Origin of the sequence: Pseudomonas sp. LTGT-11-2Z, assembly GCF_003691445.1 — a bacterium.
GTDB classification, from domain to species: domain Bacteria; phylum Pseudomonadota; class Gammaproteobacteria; order Pseudomonadales; family Pseudomonadaceae; genus Aquipseudomonas; species Aquipseudomonas monteilii.
Genome location: NZ_CP033104.1, coordinates 3,260,471 through 3,275,831, shown reverse-complemented (window position 1 = coordinate 3,275,831; position 15,361 = coordinate 3,260,471). Strand labels below are relative to the sequence as shown.

9 protein-coding genes are annotated in these 15,361 nt (G+C 57.2%); all 9 read right to left on the bottom strand.

Going from position 1 to position 15,361, the window contains the following annotated elements:
• Positions 1 to 588: 588 nt before the first annotated feature.
• Positions 589 to 1,812: an RHS repeat-associated core domain-containing protein gene (locus tag D8767_RS29460; RefSeq protein ID WP_060710057.1), complete on the bottom strand. Its 1,224-nt coding sequence runs from the start codon at positions 1,810 to 1,812 to the stop codon at positions 589 to 591.
• Between the two features lie 125 nt (positions 1,813 to 1,937).
• Positions 1,938 to 2,150, bottom strand: a complete 213-nt coding sequence (locus tag D8767_RS15215; RefSeq protein ID WP_042131384.1) for a PAAR domain-containing protein — start codon at positions 2,148 to 2,150, stop codon at positions 1,938 to 1,940.
• A gap of 185 nt (positions 2,151 to 2,335) precedes the next feature.
• The gene (locus tag D8767_RS15210; protein ID WP_028698813.1) at positions 2,336 to 2,803 is read right to left on the bottom strand and encodes a hypothetical protein; all 468 of its coding nucleotides are present in this window, start codon (positions 2,801 to 2,803) and stop codon (positions 2,336 to 2,338) included.
• On the bottom strand, positions 2,800 to 6,219 hold the full coding sequence (locus tag D8767_RS15205; RefSeq protein ID WP_177412725.1) for an RHS repeat protein: 3,420 nt from the start codon (positions 6,217 to 6,219) through the stop codon (positions 2,800 to 2,802). The genes D8767_RS15210 and D8767_RS15205 overlap by 4 nt, the downstream gene beginning before the upstream one ends.
• The gene (locus D8767_RS15200) at positions 6,200 to 6,463 is read right to left on the bottom strand and encodes a PAAR domain-containing protein (RefSeq protein ID WP_029380352.1); all 264 of its coding nucleotides are present in this window, start codon (positions 6,461 to 6,463) and stop codon (positions 6,200 to 6,202) included. Before D8767_RS15200 ends, D8767_RS15205 begins: the two co-directional genes overlap by 20 nt.
• A gap of 21 nt (positions 6,464 to 6,484) precedes the next feature.
• Positions 6,485 to 7,069 carry a hypothetical protein gene (locus D8767_RS15195; RefSeq protein WP_016715576.1) on the bottom strand — a complete coding sequence of 195 codons (585 nt, stop codon included), beginning with the start codon at positions 7,067 to 7,069 and terminating at the stop codon, positions 6,485 to 6,487.
• A 13-nt stretch (positions 7,070 to 7,082) separates the two neighbouring features.
• Positions 7,083 to 11,681, bottom strand: a complete 4,599-nt coding sequence (locus D8767_RS15190) for an RHS repeat-associated core domain-containing protein (protein WP_177412724.1) — start codon at positions 11,679 to 11,681, stop codon at positions 7,083 to 7,085.
• Positions 11,674 to 14,409 (bottom strand): type VI secretion system Vgr family protein, encoded by a 2,736-nt coding sequence (locus tag D8767_RS15185; RefSeq protein WP_122048338.1) that lies wholly within the window; start codon positions 14,407 to 14,409, stop codon positions 11,674 to 11,676. The genes D8767_RS15190 and D8767_RS15185 overlap by 8 nt, the downstream gene beginning before the upstream one ends.
• A gap of 140 nt (positions 14,410 to 14,549) precedes the next feature.
• Positions 14,550 to 15,353 (bottom strand): type IVB secretion system protein IcmH/DotU, encoded by an 804-nt coding sequence (gene icmH / locus D8767_RS15180; protein WP_121757662.1) that lies wholly within the window; start codon positions 15,351 to 15,353, stop codon positions 14,550 to 14,552.
• Positions 15,354 to 15,361: the final 8 nt, after the last annotated feature.

Genomic DNA, 15,361 nt, shown 5'->3' with positions numbered 1-15,361 from the left:
ACTTTCGATATCCCATTTGCACTACTGTCTTGCTCGTTTGTTTCCTCCGTCCCAATGGGGAGTTTTTTGAGGGGGAAGGGGTGTTCACTTCTTTCAATATTCGCGACTGAGTACGCAATAGCAATGCCATTTTCATTCATTGCTTTATGTATGTGGTTTAGAGGGTTGGTGTCGAAGGGGGTGAATACAGAGATGGTAAGTTCGCGATCTACTGAGATCTCATTACTATTATCGTTAATAAAGCTTGCGGGCAGGCTGATTAGATGTATTAGTGGGCAGCCTTGTGAGTCATGCGGCCATGCTATATTTTGGGGTAGGCACGGACTTCCTCCTAGGAAGGCCTCATCTTTCTTTGGGGGGGCTGAGAATGTTAGTTTTTTCAAAGTAATAAACTCCTATGGGCAGAAACAATCGCAGTTGATGAATTGACTGGCTTGAACCCTAAGTCTTCTTGCCTGTGATGCTGGCACGCCTGCTTGCCGAAGGGCGCCTTGCCAAACATCCATCTGTCGTTTGCTGGGTGTGCCAGAACTGTTGAAGTCGAATTGATTGATTCCTAAGTTTAGGTGTTTTTCAGCCAGTGCGGACTCATTTCTGTGTGCAGCTGTATGCATGGAGCGTGGAATGGCTATCGAAGGGTTGTTGGGGGTTTCGCGCAGCGGAAGACGTTACTCCCATCTGCCGGAGTGCCTGGTGTCGTATGAATTCATGTGCATCTAAGCCGTCTCCTTCATGGCCTTGTCCAGTAAGGTCCGCATATCTCCCCAGCTGACAATTTCGCGCTAGCCCTAATGGGTCAATCCACTCGGTAGGATTTGGGGCGTAGTTGTATACATTAATCCCGCCTATGAACCCAATTGGATCCTTGGTGATGTATCTACCTATGCTGGGATTGTAGTATCGATGATGGTTGTAGTGTAGCCCTGTTTCGATGTCAAAATATTGCCCTTGGAAACGCCATTGACTATTGCACATCTCGCCGTTAGAGCTGTTGCCAAGATTTGTACTTGTTTGGCCCCAGGCCTTGTGGTCGCTGCTCCAAGCAATGTGTCCAAAATCATTGGTGAGTTCTTTAGGTGTTCCAAGATGATCGCATTGATACCAGTCAACCTTCTCAATAGATCTCGGCGCCGGTTGCTGCTGCCAGACCGGATCGCTGTCGACGTTATACGGGAACTCATAGTTCGGCTGATGCAGCATTTCCTCAATGTGGTTCATCACCCCTTGCGCCACCGGGATGAAACTCCCCGGCTCAAACACATAGTGCGTAGTCCGCCCCTTGCCCTCCCGACCGCGTTGCTCAAACGCCAGCGTGTCCCCATCCCAGATAAACAGCGTCAGATCGCAGCCCAGCTTTTCATCCAGCGCACGCCGCACGTTCTCGTTCCAGACCGGCCCCGCCTGTACCCGGTTGCGGTACTTTGAGCGCGAATCTTTGTACACACGGCGACCTAACGCGTCGTAGCCAAACTCGACAACCAGCCGGTCATCCTCATACCGCCGCAGCCGGTCATAGAGGTCCCAGGTGAACTTGCCGGCCTTGCCGTTCTCAATCCGCTCCTGCAGGTTGCCGCGCTCGTCATACCGGTACTGCGTGCCGCAGTAGCTGCGCAGCACGTTGTCCATCAGCTTGCGTGGCGAGTGGGGATTGGGGCCCGGTGGTGCCTCGGGGTCCAGCAGGTTGCTCGCGGGGTCGAAGGCGAACGTCTCTTTCTCGTAGTTGTGCCTGGCTTCGAGCAAGCGACCCACCGGGTCATAGCGATAGCTGCGCGCCGCGATGCGTTTGGACTCCCTTTGGTAAGCCAGCGTCATCAGCCCACGTATACCGACGGAGATGAGTACAAGCGGATCAGGCCTCAATCGAAAGTTGGGAGCGGCGGCAACAGACATACTGCTTGGATGTCTGTTGTCCGCTTACCCCACTTGGGCTGGTTGACTCAGCGATGGACGCTGACATGTGATGCGCTTGCGATCAGGCTGGCGCCGCACGCGGTCTTCATGCCGTCGAGTGCGACGGGGATGCCATTGACGCGGTAGGTGTCGCTGCATTCGATGATTGGGAACTCGCCCTTGCAGAGTGGGCAAAACACCATGCTGCCTTTCCCAGCAATTGGTTTGCCATTGAACTTGGTATGAGGAATTGCATCGATAACCCTTCCCTAATAGTCCGTAGTGTCATCTAAGCGAACAATATCCATCGACTCCTGCTCCTATAGTAATCTGAAGTCATGTTTCCTTTTCGTTGTCTCATTGCAATCGATATGAGTGATTCGATTTCTCTTTCTTAGTGGTAACGGACTGTTGCGCTTTACGGCTCCGCCCATCAGCTTATGGGTCACTTGCTGTCATCTCTATTGAGCGTGTTGAATTCTTTTGAAAGCTCAAGGATTCTCTGGATAAGTGCCTCACTATTTAATTTTACGAGCGGTGGGAGCTCCTCGAATTTCCCAAATATGGAGGCAGGGATGAATTCACCTTTTGATACGACTAGGCGAATGTCAGGCCTGATGTCAGATACCTGTTTCCTAGGAGGGGCCCATGTTGACTCTTCGTCTGGAAATGGGATGCTTGCAACTTTCGGCCATTCGCCGTTTTCCATGGGTTTTCGTATGGTTAGAATATCCTGATAAGATTTGAGCTCTATGAAATTCATGATATTTGATAGTATGCCCCTAGAGACGATGGGGAGAATTGCTATGTCAGGGTCTTGATATGCCCGAATGTATCCGTAGAGTGGTTCTCGACTTGATAGCGGGACCGCAAATATGTCCCCAGGGATCACCTTTAACTTCTTGCTTTTCATTTTGCTAGATGCCTCTCTGCGCATTCTATATAGGTCGGCTTGTTTCTATTTCGGCCCCCTATGGGGTTGTTCTGTTTGGTTGCTCTTTCTCCGAGTTGAACCTTTTCCATGTGCTCGATACCTCTCACCGCTGCATAAGAATCTGTAGTATGTATGATTGTGGCAGAGCTTAGGTCGATTTTGCGGTGATGGCCGCCACTGAATCGCCTGCTGAGAACACTTGCCGGTGTCCCATAGCCTGAGGCTTTCCCTGTATAGATCAAGGGGTTGTCATTTTGGTCTTTGTGCCTTGGATCTGGGGCTTGGTATACGATGTGAGTCTTGCCATCATCGGCGCAGGGGTCAATTTCTGTTGGACAGCAGGAGGGGGCGGCTTTCTTCTTAAGCCCGTACGGATCAGTCCACTGAACTGGATTGCTTGGAAAGATGAAGATGTTCAGCCCACCTAAGAAGCCAATTGGGTCCTTGCTTATGAAGCGACCAGTGTGCGGGTCATAGTATCGATATCGATTATAGTGAAGTTTTGTTTCGGCATCGAAATACTGGCCCTGAAAGCGAAGAAGGCTGTTTGTTGTTAATTGACCACCTCCATCTTTCGACGATTCAGCCGACGCCCCCCAAGCCTTGTAGCTTCCTTGCTCTGTCAACTTTCCGTCTTTATCAGTTATTCCTGATGATGTACCGAGCTGGTCACATTGGTGCCATTCAATGTCATCGAATGGTTTCGGTGTCGGCTTGTGTTGCCAAACCGGATCTCGATCGAAGTCATACGGAAACGCATACCTCGGTTGATGCAGCATCTCCTCAATATGATTCATCACCCCTTGCGCGACCGGAACGAAGGTCCCAGGCTCAAACACATAGTGCGTAGTCCGCCCCTTGCCCTCCCGACCGCGCTGCTCAAACGCCAGTGTGTCCCCGTCCCAGATAAACAGTGTCAGATCGCAGCCCAGCTTTTCATCCAGCGCACGCCGTGCGTTCTCGTTCCAGACCGGCCCCGCCTGTACCCGGTTGCGGTATTTCGAGCGTGAGTCCTTGTACACACGGCGGCCTAACGCGTCATAGCCAAACTCGACAACCAGCCGGTCATCCTCGTAGCGCCGCAGCCGGTCATAAAGGTCCCAGGTGAATTTGCCGGCCTTGCCGTTCTCAATCCGCTCCTGCAGGTTGCCGCGTTCGTCATACCTATACTGCGTACCGCAGTAGCTGCGCAGCACGTTGTCCATCAACTTGCGTGGCGAGTGCGGATTGGGGCCCGGCGGTGCTTCGGGGTCCAGCAGGTTGCTCGCCGGGTCGAAGGCGAACGTCTCTTTCTCGTAGTTGTGCCTGGCTTCGAGCAAGCGACCCACCGGGTCATAGCGATAGCGCAAGTCACCACGGTTCAGGTCTTTGATGTGGTGTAACTGGCCCGCCTCGTCGTAGCGATAGCTGCGCGCTGCGATGCGTTTGGACTCTCCCTGGCGGGCCAGTGTCTGTTCCAGCAACTGGCCATTTGGGCTCCAGGTTTGTCGCTGGACCAAGCCATTGCCTTGCACGCGGCCGATCTCCCGATGCAGGTCATCACGCTCGTAGCTGATCAGTTCCTGGTCATCAAGTTTTAGCGCGAGCAGGTGGCCACTGCCGTAGGTCAGCCAGCTGACCCGGTGGCCATCGGGGCGGGTGGTGGCGATGCGTTGGTTGAGGGCATCGTACTCATGCTTGAACACGGCAACCTGTGGCTTGACCAGGTAATCCAGCCACTGATGCTCACGGGTGTTGTTGCCTGCCGCATCGTAGAACCAGTGCAGCCTGCAGGCGCCGTTGTTGGCCGCCAGCAGGTTGCCATTGCCATCGTAGGCGAACGTTTCAACCTCCCACTTCTCACCGCCACGCCGTCCAGCCTTGCGCTGGATGAGTCGGCCCATGGGGTCGTATTCGAAGTGGGTGGTTCTGTCGCCATCCACACGGCGGGTGGGCAGGTTGCTGCCGTTGTCGTAGAGGTAGTGGGTGGTTTCCTTGTCGAAGCCGGTTTCCTTCAGCAGGCGACCTGCGGGGTCGTACTTGAAACTGGCCTCGCTGTTGTTCTCGTTGCGCAGGCGCACGAGCTGGCCGAGCTTGTCCCAATGGTAGGTGAGCGTGGTGCTGTTGGCGTTGAGGCGCTGATGGATCAATCCCGCTTCGTCGTAGGTCCATGAAGTGCGACGGTGCAGCGCATCGGTGTGGCTGAGCAGGCGGCCTTCGGCATCACGCTCGAAGCGTTCTGTGGTTTTGTCTGGATGGATGAGCGACACCAGCTGACCCGCTTCGTACTGGTATTCGGTCACCTCGCCGGCGGCGTTGATGAGCTTGGCCAGTTGCCCAAGCGCGTCGTACTTCCACCGTGTGGTCTTGCCTGAGCAATCGGTGTAACTCGTCAGCTGCCCATCGCGGTTATACGCCAGCTTCTTTTCACCGCCGTTGGCATCGATGATGGCGATGGGCAGGTTGTCGCTGTTGTAGGTGTAGAGGGTCTTGTTCTCCAGCGGGTCCTGGGTTTCGATGATGTTGCCGCGCTGGTCGTAGTCGTACCGCCACAAGCCGCCCTCGGCATCGCGGGTCTTGAAACGCTGGTCCAGGTCGTCATAGGCATGGTGGACCGATGAGCCGTCCGGGCGGGTGTGTTGCAGCAGGTTGCCGCGCTCGTCGTAGGCATAGACATCGCTGCTGCCATCGGTATGGATGTGCTGGGTGACGTTCTTGGCGGCATCCCGGTAAAGCCATTCTTCGTTCTTGTCGGGATGGATGATGCGATAGGGGTAGCCGAGAATGTCGCAGAAGTGCTGGGTTTCATGGCCGTTGGCATCCACGATGCGGGTCAGGCGAATGTTCGGGTCCCAGCTCAGTCGGGTGTCCAGGCTGCCATCGTCGCCCCACTCGCGAACGGCTTTGGCATCGGCGCCTTCGCCGAGCCATTCCAGGTTCATGCCCCGGCCGGTGCGGTCGGTGTAGCGGGGTACCAGGTGGTGCTGGTACTGGTAGGTCCATTCGGCGCCATGTTCGTCCCTCGCGCTGCACAGGTCGCCATGCGCATCGTAGGTGTAGGACGCCAGTTGGCGTTCCGGCTGGCCTTCGTGCATCAGCCAAAGCGCGATGATGCGGCCCTGGTCATCAATCTGCGTGTGAATATGCTGGTGCGGTGTGTCGTGCTGGTAGGTCACCAGATCGGAGAGGACGGCAGTGTCGGCTACGCGATGTTCGTAGTGCAGGGCTATGCTGGAACCGCCCTTGTGCTTGATGGTGCTCAGGCGGAACTGGTTGCCGTAGCGCTGGTAGATTTCCTGGCTTTCATGGCCGCGAAGCAGAGCACGCTTGGAGCGGCGGCAACAGACATACTGCTTGGATGTCTGTTGTTCACCTACTTCACTTGGCCTAGTTGGCTCAGCTATGGACGCTGCCATGCGATGCACTGGCGATCAGGCTAGCGCCGCATGCGGTCTTCATGCCGTCGAGGGCGACGGGGATGCCGTTGACGCGGTAGGTGTCGCTGCCTTCGATGATTGGGAACTCGCCCTTGCAGAGTGGGCAGAACACCATGCTGCCTTTGCCCGCCATGGGTTTGCCGTTGAGATTTGTATTGGGTATGGCCGTAATAACCGTACCGCCATGATCTGACACGTCCCCTAGTCTAATGATAGATTTCATTATAACTCCTCAAGTGGTATTTTAAGTGGTTTGAATTACGAATGATCCGGCTGCTTGGTCTTGGTTCATGATCTCTTTTTTCAGCAGTAGATAGCCTATACCACCCACAAGTATTCCTTTGTGGCTTGACGCTGATTTATTCAGTCTTGAGCTGTTAATTTGGAGGATAAATATTTGGTTCGTCTCATATTCTTCTTGGAGCCAAGACGGAGTGCCGCCTAATTTTGCGATTCCGTTATCTGGGCTATCATCTTCGGGGTTTTCCTTTATTGATATCAAGTAGCTATCAAGCACTGGGCTAAAGGTGTTTGAGTGTGTTTTGCAAGGTGTATAGGCAATTACTTTTCCGCCTTCATTTAACGCGACGTCAATATATTCATCTGACTCGGAGTATGGTGTGAATATTGAGATCAATAGATTTGGCTTTATGGCTATTCCGCTTATGTGCTTTGTGATGAACGTGGCGGGCAGGCTTGCCAAGTGCAGAAGTGGATTTCCGAGTTTGTCTATTGGCCACGGCATGCTTTTGGGGATGTATGGTTCGCCACCGATGAACGGCAACTCAGCTGATTGAGGGTGTTTGGTAAAAATCAATTCTTTGAACATGTTATTCATCCTTCTACGGGCAGGGGCAATTACAATCTAGAAATTGCTGTGCATTATTGCGTAACGCTCTGGCACGGGAGGCCGGCACTCCGGATGTTCTTAATGCTCCTTGCCATATATCCATTTGCCGCTTACTCGGCTTTCCATTGGAGCCGATTTGGAATTCCTCGCGCCCTAAGCCTAAGTGTAACGACGCCAGTCGATTTTCTGTTCTATGAGCATCGACGTGCATTGGGCGCGGTATGGCTATGGAAGGATTGTTCTTGTTGCGCTTCCCCTCTGGAGTTAGTCCTATTTGCTCAAGTGCTTCGTGTCTTATAAATTCGTGTGCATCCAGTTGATCTCCTCTGTTAGTCTCTAAACTTGTTAAGCTTTCGTACGTGCCCAATTGGCATTTTCGCGCTAGACCTAACGGATCTATCCACTCCGTCGGGTTGGGGGCGAACATATATATATTTATGCCGCCTAAGAAACCAATCGGGTCCTTTCCAATGAAGCGCCCAAGGCGCGAATCATAGTAGCGGTGTCGAGTATAGTGTAGTCCTATTTCAGTATCAAAATATTGGCCTTGGAAACGCAGCAAATTAAAATTTTGTGCTGGCTCGGTGTCGAGCTGTTTCTGTCTAACATGTCCCCAAGCACTATATTCCCCGCTCCACTGAATTTTTCCATCACTGGAGGTGAGTTCCGTCGCTGTACCCAAGTGATCACATTGATACCAGCAGAGAGCGTCTAATGGCTTCGGAGTCGGCTTGTGTTGCCAAACCGGATCTCGGTCGACGTCATACGGAAACGCATATCTCGGCTGATGCAGCATTTCTTCAATATGATTCATCACCCCTTGCGCCACAGGGATGAAACTCCCCGGCTCAAACACATAGTGCGTAGTCCGCCCCTTGCCCTCCCGACCGCGCTGCTCAAACGCCAGCGTGTCGCCGTCCCAGATAAACAGCGTCAGATCGCAGCCCAGCTTTTCATCCAGCGCACGCCGTGCGTTCTCGTTCCAGACCGGCCCAGCCTGTACCTGGTTGCGGTACTTCGAGCGAGAATCTTTGTACACACGGCGACCTAACGCGTCGTAGCCAAACTCGACAACCAGCCGGTCATCTTCGTAGCGCCGCAGCCGGTCATAGAGGTCCCAGGTGAATTTGCCGGTCTTGCCGTTTTCAATGCGCTCCAGCAGGTTGCCGCGCTCGTCATACCGATACTGCGTGCCGCAGTAGCTGCGCAGCACGTTGTCCATCAGCTTGCGTGGCGAGTGCGGATTGGGGCCCGGTGGTGCCTCTGGGTCCAGCAGGTTGCTCGCCGGGTCGAAGGCGAACGTCTCTTTCTCGTAGTTGTGCCTGGCCTCCAGCAAGCGACCTACCGGGTCATAGCGATAGCGCAGATCGCCACGGTTCAGGTCTTTGATGTGGTGTAACTGGCCCGCTTCGTCGTAGCGATAGCTGCGCGCCGCGATGCGTTTGGACTCTCCCTGGCGGGCCAGTGTCTGTTCCAGCAACTGGCCATTCGGGCTCCAGGTTTGTCGCTGGACCAGGCCATTGCCTTGCACGCGGCCGATTTCCCGGTGCAGGTCATCACGCTCGTAGCTGATCAGTTCCTGGTCATCAAGTTTTAGCGCGAGCAGGTGGCCACTGCCGTAGGTCAGCCAGCTGACCCGGTGGCCATCGGGGCGGGTGGTGGCGATGCGTTGGTTGAGGGCATCGTACTCATGCTTGAACACGGCAACCTGTGGCTTGACCAGGTAATCCAGCCACTGATGCTCACGGGTGTTGTTGCCTGCCGCATCGTAGAACCAGTGCAGCCTGCAGGCGCCGTTGTTGGCCGCCAGCAGGTTGCCATTGCCATCGTAGGCGAACGTTTCAACCTCCCACTTCTCACCGCCACGCCGTCCAGCCTTGCGCTGGATGAGTCGGCCCATGGGGTCGTATTCGAAGTGGGTGGTTCTGTCGCCATCCACACGGCGGGTGGGCAGGTTGCTGCCGTTGTCGTAGAGGTAGTGGGTGGTTTCCTTGTCGAAGCCGGTTTCCTTCAGCAGGCGACCTGCGGGGTCGTACTTGAAACTGGCCTCGCTGTTGTTCTCGTTGCGCAGGCGCACGAGCTGGCCGAGCTTGTCCCAATGGTAGGTGAGCGTGGTGCTGTTGGCGTTGAGGCGCTGATGGATCAATCCCGCTTCGTCGTAGGTCCATGAAGTGCGACGGTGCAGCGCATCGGTGTGGCTGAGCAGGCGGCCTTCGGCATCACGCTCGAAGCGTTCTGTGGTTTTGTCTGGATGGATGAGCGACACCAGCTGACCCGCTTCGTACTGGTATTCGGTCACCTCGCCGGCGGCGTTGATGAGCTTGGCCAGTTGCCCAAGCGCGTCGTACTTCCACCGTGTGGTCTTGCCTGAGCAATCGGTGTAACTCGTCAGCTGCCCATCGCGGTTATACGCCAGCTTCTTTTCACCGCCGTTGGCATCGATGATGGCGATGGGCAGGTTGTCGCTGTTGTAGGTGTAGAGGGTCTTGTTCTCCAGCGGGTCCTGGGTTTCGATGATGTTGCCGCGCTGGTCGTAGTCGTACCGCCACAAGCCGCCCTCGGCATCGCGGGTCTTGAAACGCTGGTCCAGGTCGTCATAGGCATGGTGGACCGATGAGCCGTCCGGGCGGGTGTGTTGCAGCAGGTTGCCGCGCTCGTCGTAGGCATAGACATCGCTGCTGCCATCGGTATGGATGTGCTGGGTGACGTTCTTGGCGGCATCCCGGTAAAGCCATTCTTCGTTCTTGTCGGGATGGATGATGCGATAGGGGTAGCCGAGAATGTCGCAGAAGTGCTGGGTTTCATGGCCGTTGGCATCCACGATGCGGGTCAGGCGAATGTTCGGGTCCCAGCTCAGTCGGGTGTCCAGGCTGCCATCGTCGCCCCACTCGCGAACGGCTTTGGCATCGGCGCCTTCGCCGAGCCATTCCAGGTTCATGCCCCGGCCGGTGCGGTCGGTGTAGCGGGGTACCAGGTGGTGCTGGTACTGGTAGGTCCATTCGGCGCCATGTTCGTCCCTCGCGCTGCACAGGTCGCCATGCGCATCGTAGGTGTAGGACGCCAGTTGGCGTTCCGGCTGGCCTTCGTGCATCAGCCAAAGCGCGATGATGCGGCCCTGGTCATCAATCTGCGTGTGAATATGCTGGTGTGGTGTGTCGTGCTGGTAGGTCACCAGATCGGAGAGGACGGCAGTGTCGGCCACGCGGTGTTCGTAGTGCAGGGCAATGCTGGAACCGCCCTTGTTTTTGATGGTGCTCAAGCGGAACTGGTTGCCGTGGCGCTGGTAGATCTCTTGGCTTTCATGACCGCGAAGCAGGGCAAGGGTGTCTATGGCGGTGCGAGCGATAACCACATTCTCGATCGCATCGTAGTGGCTGCCGTTGAGCTTCGGCAGGGAGTACTTTTGACTGCGGCCGTCAGTGCCATGGTAGGTGAGTTGGTCGTCGTTCAGATCGAAGCGAGTGGCGAACGGCGTGATCCAGCGCGCTCCATAGGGCCCGCTGTCAAATGCTGAAAGCGAAGAGCGGTAGGTGCGGTTCCACTCGATGGGGAAGACGCCAGGCAGTTGGAAATCGGTATGCACGATCGTTTCACTGCCCGTGGCGAAGCTGATGCTGCAGTTGGTACCCGCTTTTGCCCCACGCTTCTTGCAGTTTGGGTCTGCCTTTGTTGCCCGCTGCCCAGGGGCCGCCTCGGTGGCCTGTCGCCCCTGCACATTACGACTTTGGCTGGTTGAACCAGGTGCGATGTTGCTTCGTCTTGGGGTGTTTGCTCTTCTACTCAATGCCAGGCGGAGTACGCCGAGGATAGAGGCGATGCTGCCTGAGTCCGCCTTGTTACCGATGGCAACGACCTTGTCACCGGCCATCCGGCCGATGCTTTCGAGGCTTTGCGCGATAGGTTCAAGCAGGGCTTTTAGCTTCTCGCTTTCTCCGAAGCCCAGTTCATTTTTGCTGAAGCCAAAGCCGGTCTTACGTTTGAAGAAGTCAGAGGCTTCTGCCACCAACCGCATTCCTGGGAACAGGGCTGTCAGGGCAACATCCTTCACCGTTCCATCTGCCACCGAGCGGATCAAGTCGGCAAGGAACCTGCACACCTCGACAATCTTCTCGGCAAAGCTGGCCAGAATGCTTTGCAATCTGGCTTCGATCTCGGCGATGAACGCTTCAAGCTCGCCGGGGCAAACATGGGCGAGTGCGCCTTCAATGGCTTTGAGAAGCGCTTGAGGAATGCCGTCCCTGGATGCGGTTCTCAGCGATTTCAGCGCTGGGCGCATGACCTTCCGTGCAGGCCCGACACCCGGTAGGGGGGCGATCGCAAACAGATTGATACCCAACCCTACCCAGTTGAACGGGTCAGCTCTATAGGCATTGTCTCCCTTGGCCAGTTCGATGATGTCGCCAATGGCATCTGTTGCGGCAAAGATGGACCCGGCCACAGGCAGCATCTCGCCTACAGAAATAACAGTCCTCCAGTTGACGGCGTCTCCCGTGAGATCTGTTAGCCATTTGGCCAGCATCTCTGCCCCGACTTTTACGTCTTCTTCATCGAACGTCTCTTTAGGGGCAACCACCCCGCTGCACCTATCCATGTTGGTTTGTCCTTGCAGTGGGGAGCGGGAGCTCTTTAGACAGGGCGACAGTCGTGAGCGGTGCCTTCAGGGCGGATTGGAAGACTCGCTTGGCATCGTGAGCGTCCATCTCGCCAGATTTGATGAGTTGGCTCACGGCTTCCTGCATCGCCGCTGCGGGGCTGAGGGGCGTGCTTTGATCGGAAGGCTGTTGCGCAAAGGGTGCTGCGGAAACGGCTTTGGTCTGATCACGGCCAAACCGGACTTTTACTGGCCCCGATGCGAGTCCGGATATGGCAGCAAAGCCGTTCTCGTCCAATGTGCCTTTGACGATCTGGCCAAGTGCATCCTCGACCTCGTACTTGGCCCCCTTGAATGCATGGTTGTTCGCGTAGTGCTGGAACAGCTCCAGGTTGCCATTGCCCGCTTTGACGTCTTCGGGAAACGCCGCCGCCTGACTCTTCGAGCCCTTGTAGATGAAGTCAGTCGCATGCCCGGTGTATTGCCCAGCGGTGGCGTGCAGTATCCCGCTGGCGTTGTAGGTGGTACTGCTGCCACCGGCCTGGATCACCAACTCCTCCTTGGCACTGAGGGTGATGCGCTCTGCCGTGACGCTGACCTTGAGCTTGGCCAGCAGATTGATGTTGTCCTTCAGCGCCTTCAGGTCGATATCGCCCGTAGCCGCGACCAGCCGCCAGCCCATGCTCTGCACGAACTGCCGAACCCCGCGGCTGGCACTGATCAGCAAGCGCTTGCCGATGGCCATGCTGGTGTGGCCCCCGGTGCTCAGCCCCAGGTGCTCGCCACTGGCGATGTGGGTGGACTCCGGCGTGGTGGCGGCGATGCCGGTGGGGCTGGCCAGCACCAGCTGCGGGTCGACCAGTTCCGGAAAGTGGTTGCTTTGCGGGTTGCCACGATGCCCGCAGATGGCGTCGTGCTGCGCTTTCAGCGCTTCGCCCACTTCATCCTGATCGCCGCTTTCCTGGGCCTGGTGATCGCGGGCGACCCTGGCGAAGGTGGTGTGGTATTCCTGTGCGGTTTTCAGGCGTTCGGCGGTTTCGCCCAGGTCGGTGTGGTGCTGCACGGCGCGGGCGCGCAGTTCGGTGGTCAGCAGCAGGCCGCCACCGGCGCGGACCACGCCGTGGGTGTCGGTGCGCAGCTCGAAGCCTTGGCCACGGGGCTGGCCGCCGAAGTGGCGGGGGTGGGTGAGGTAGCCCAGGTGCAGCGCGGTGTGGTCATGGTCGCTCATCAGCGCCGCGCTGATCTGCCCGGTGGTGTCGTCCAGGCGCAGCTCGTTGTGGCGTTTACCGTGGTGCTCCTTGCTGCGGATCGGGCTGACTGCCTTGAACTCGGGCAGGCGATACGGCGTGCGGTTGACGATGTGGTAGCTGCGCCCGGTGATCATCGGCTGGTCGGGGTCGCCGTTGAGAAAGCTGACCACCACTTCCTGGCCGATGCGCGGAATGGCCACATGGCCCCAGCTGGCGCCGGCCCAGGCCTGCGTCACGCGTACCCAGCATGAACTTTTGTCGTCGTCCTGGCCCAGTCGGTCCCAGGGGAACTGCACGCGCACGCGGCCGTGCTCGTCGCAGTAGATTTCCTCGCCGGGCGGCCCGACCACCTTGGCCATCTGCGGGCCTTCGATCACCGGTTTGCGGCAGGCCGGTGCATGCCACTCGACCTCGGCGGGAATCAAGGTGGCGGTGAGCGTGTAGGAGGTGCCTGTTTCGGCCTCGGCGGCATCCTCTTCCAGCGCAGTGAACTGGCGCCCCACATGCTTGATGTGCAGCGGCCGCCAGAGGGTGTTCATGTCCTCGTGGGCATGGCCCGTCAGCTCGAAGGCAATGCCTGGCTGCAGCCGCGCATCGTCACCTTCGACTTCCGCCACGCGGGCATCCGCGAACAGGGCGTCGACGCGGGTCTGGGTGAACGGCTTGCCGGCGTTGTCGTGCTTGTAGCGGCCGGGGTAGTGGTAGCGCTCGTAGTCGTTACCCTGGTTGCCCATACGCTTGGGGTACATCGTGTGTTCAAGGTTGTAGCGCGGGTGGGTGAAGGTGTAGTCGCGCTGCACCTGCACGCTGGTGCGAACCTGCTCTCGGTAGGTGAACTGGTGCAGGCAGGGTTGCGGGGCCATGCCACCGCGGTTGGCGACGTACAGCACCGGCTCGCCGTCCAGGGCGCCGAACTGATTGACCTTGTCGGCTTGCACCACGGCATGGCTGCCTTCGCTGTGCTCGAAAATCGACACCAGGCCTTCCTCGGCGGACAGGCGCCAGAAGAAGTCCAGGTCCAGATCACCGGCCTGCACACAGTATTCGCGGCTTTGATGCGGATTCACCAGGTACTGGGTCAGGGTGCCCCACTGGCGTTCGCGGAACAGTTCCTCCAACAGTTGCGGGACCGGGCGGTGCTGGAAGATGCGCCAGTCCGATTGCAGCCCGGCGCGGGCCAGTTGCGGTTCGATCACGGCGCGGTAGCGGGTACGGCGGTGGCCGGTCTTGCCTTGTTCGAAGCTGCTGATCAGGCCGTGTACGTGACGCACCGGTTGTTCCTGTTGCCAGATCGTCAGCACGGCGGGCTGGTCGAGCAGGTTGGCGAAGTCGGCATTGTCGAAATCGCTGACCAGTTCAACTTTCAGGCAGTACAACTGGCAAATCCCTTCGGTCAGTTCGAATGACACCACATCGAACGGGGTTGTTTCGTCTGCCGGTGTACTGAAGGTAAAACGCACAGCGTTCAAGTTGCTCATGCGAACTCCTGTAAAGGCCTCCTAAGAACTTGTAGGAAGTTTCCGAAGATTCAGTTCCATGGCTTTAATGTGCAAAGCCGTACTTGCCGCGCTATTGAGCGCGGTGACTGTTGAGTCATATCAAAACAGCGTCGATTGATTTATTGCTGGAGCATGGTTTGCAGTGATGCCAATACCTGCTGGGTCATGCCGTTGAGTTTGGTGGCGAAGTACAGATAGATGCCCGTGCAGCAGACGCCCATGATCGCCCAGGGCGTCCACCAGGGCAGTTGACGGTTCATGCGGTAGTGCCGGGGCGCCACGTTGGTAAACGGATCGGTCAACCGTTCGGAGGTGGGCCGGGTGCCGCGCAGCTCAACGATGCGGTCGCGCAGGCGCTTGATCCAGATCTCCAACTCCTGATCGCCGTTGGTCTGGTTGGCGTACTTGCCGCGGTAGCCCAATGCCAGGCACCAGAACAGGAACACGAACAGGTCGTAGCGGTTCTCGGGTGCCGCCAGCAGCCGCTCCAGCACGCTGAAGAACTTCTCGCCGCCCCAGGTTTCCTGGTGGATGGCACTGAGCAGCGACTCTGCCTTCCACGATGAGTCGCGGCCCCACGGCGTGGCCATCACGGCTTCGTCGACCACGCAGCACAGGCAGTAGGAGAACACCACACGGTCGCCTTCGTCGCAGTGCTCAATTTGGCGCACTTCCTCGACCATCCCATGGATCATGGCCTTGACGTGGGCGTACAGCTGCTCCACGTGGTCATACTGCTCGGTGCCCTCCAGGCGAATGACGAGACCGAGTAGCGGTGAGGCGATGTCGTGGAGGGGATTGCCTGTATTTGAGCGGGTGTCGAAGCCCAGGGCATCAACCCGTGGGAATAGCTCGCTCAATGAAGGGGATTCGCGCGTGTCTTTCTGGTCCTTGTCATACGATTGAGAGGTTGTAACGGTCATAGGATGGA

What these genes read in the sequence shown, in the direction of transcription:
- D8767_RS15200 (WP_029380352.1), bottom strand. Translation starts at nt 6,463, where the DNA reads ATGAAATCTATCATTAGACTAGGGGACGTGTCAGATCATGGCGGTACG.
- icmH (WP_121757662.1), bottom strand. Translation starts at nt 15,353, where the DNA reads ATGACCGTTACAACCTCTCAATCGTATGACAAGGACCAGAAAGACACG.
- D8767_RS15210 (WP_028698813.1), bottom strand. Translation starts at nt 2,803, where the DNA reads ATGAAAAGCAAGAAGTTAAAGGTGATCCCTGGGGACATATTTGCGGTC.
- D8767_RS29460 (WP_060710057.1), bottom strand. Translation starts at nt 1,812, where the DNA reads ATGACGCTGGCTTACCAAAGGGAGTCCAAACGCATCGCGGCGCGCAGC.
- D8767_RS15205 (WP_177412725.1), bottom strand. Translation starts at nt 6,219, where the DNA reads ATGGCAGCGTCCATAGCTGAGCCAACTAGGCCAAGTGAAGTAGGTGAA.
- D8767_RS15185 (WP_122048338.1), bottom strand. Translation starts at nt 14,409, where the DNA reads ATGAGCAACTTGAACGCTGTGCGTTTTACCTTCAGTACACCGGCAGAC.
- D8767_RS15190 (WP_177412724.1), bottom strand. Translation starts at nt 11,681, where the DNA reads ATGGATAGGTGCAGCGGGGTGGTTGCCCCTAAAGAGACGTTCGATGAA.
- D8767_RS15195 (WP_016715576.1), bottom strand. Translation starts at nt 7,069, where the DNA reads ATGTTCAAAGAATTGATTTTTACCAAACACCCTCAATCAGCTGAGTTG.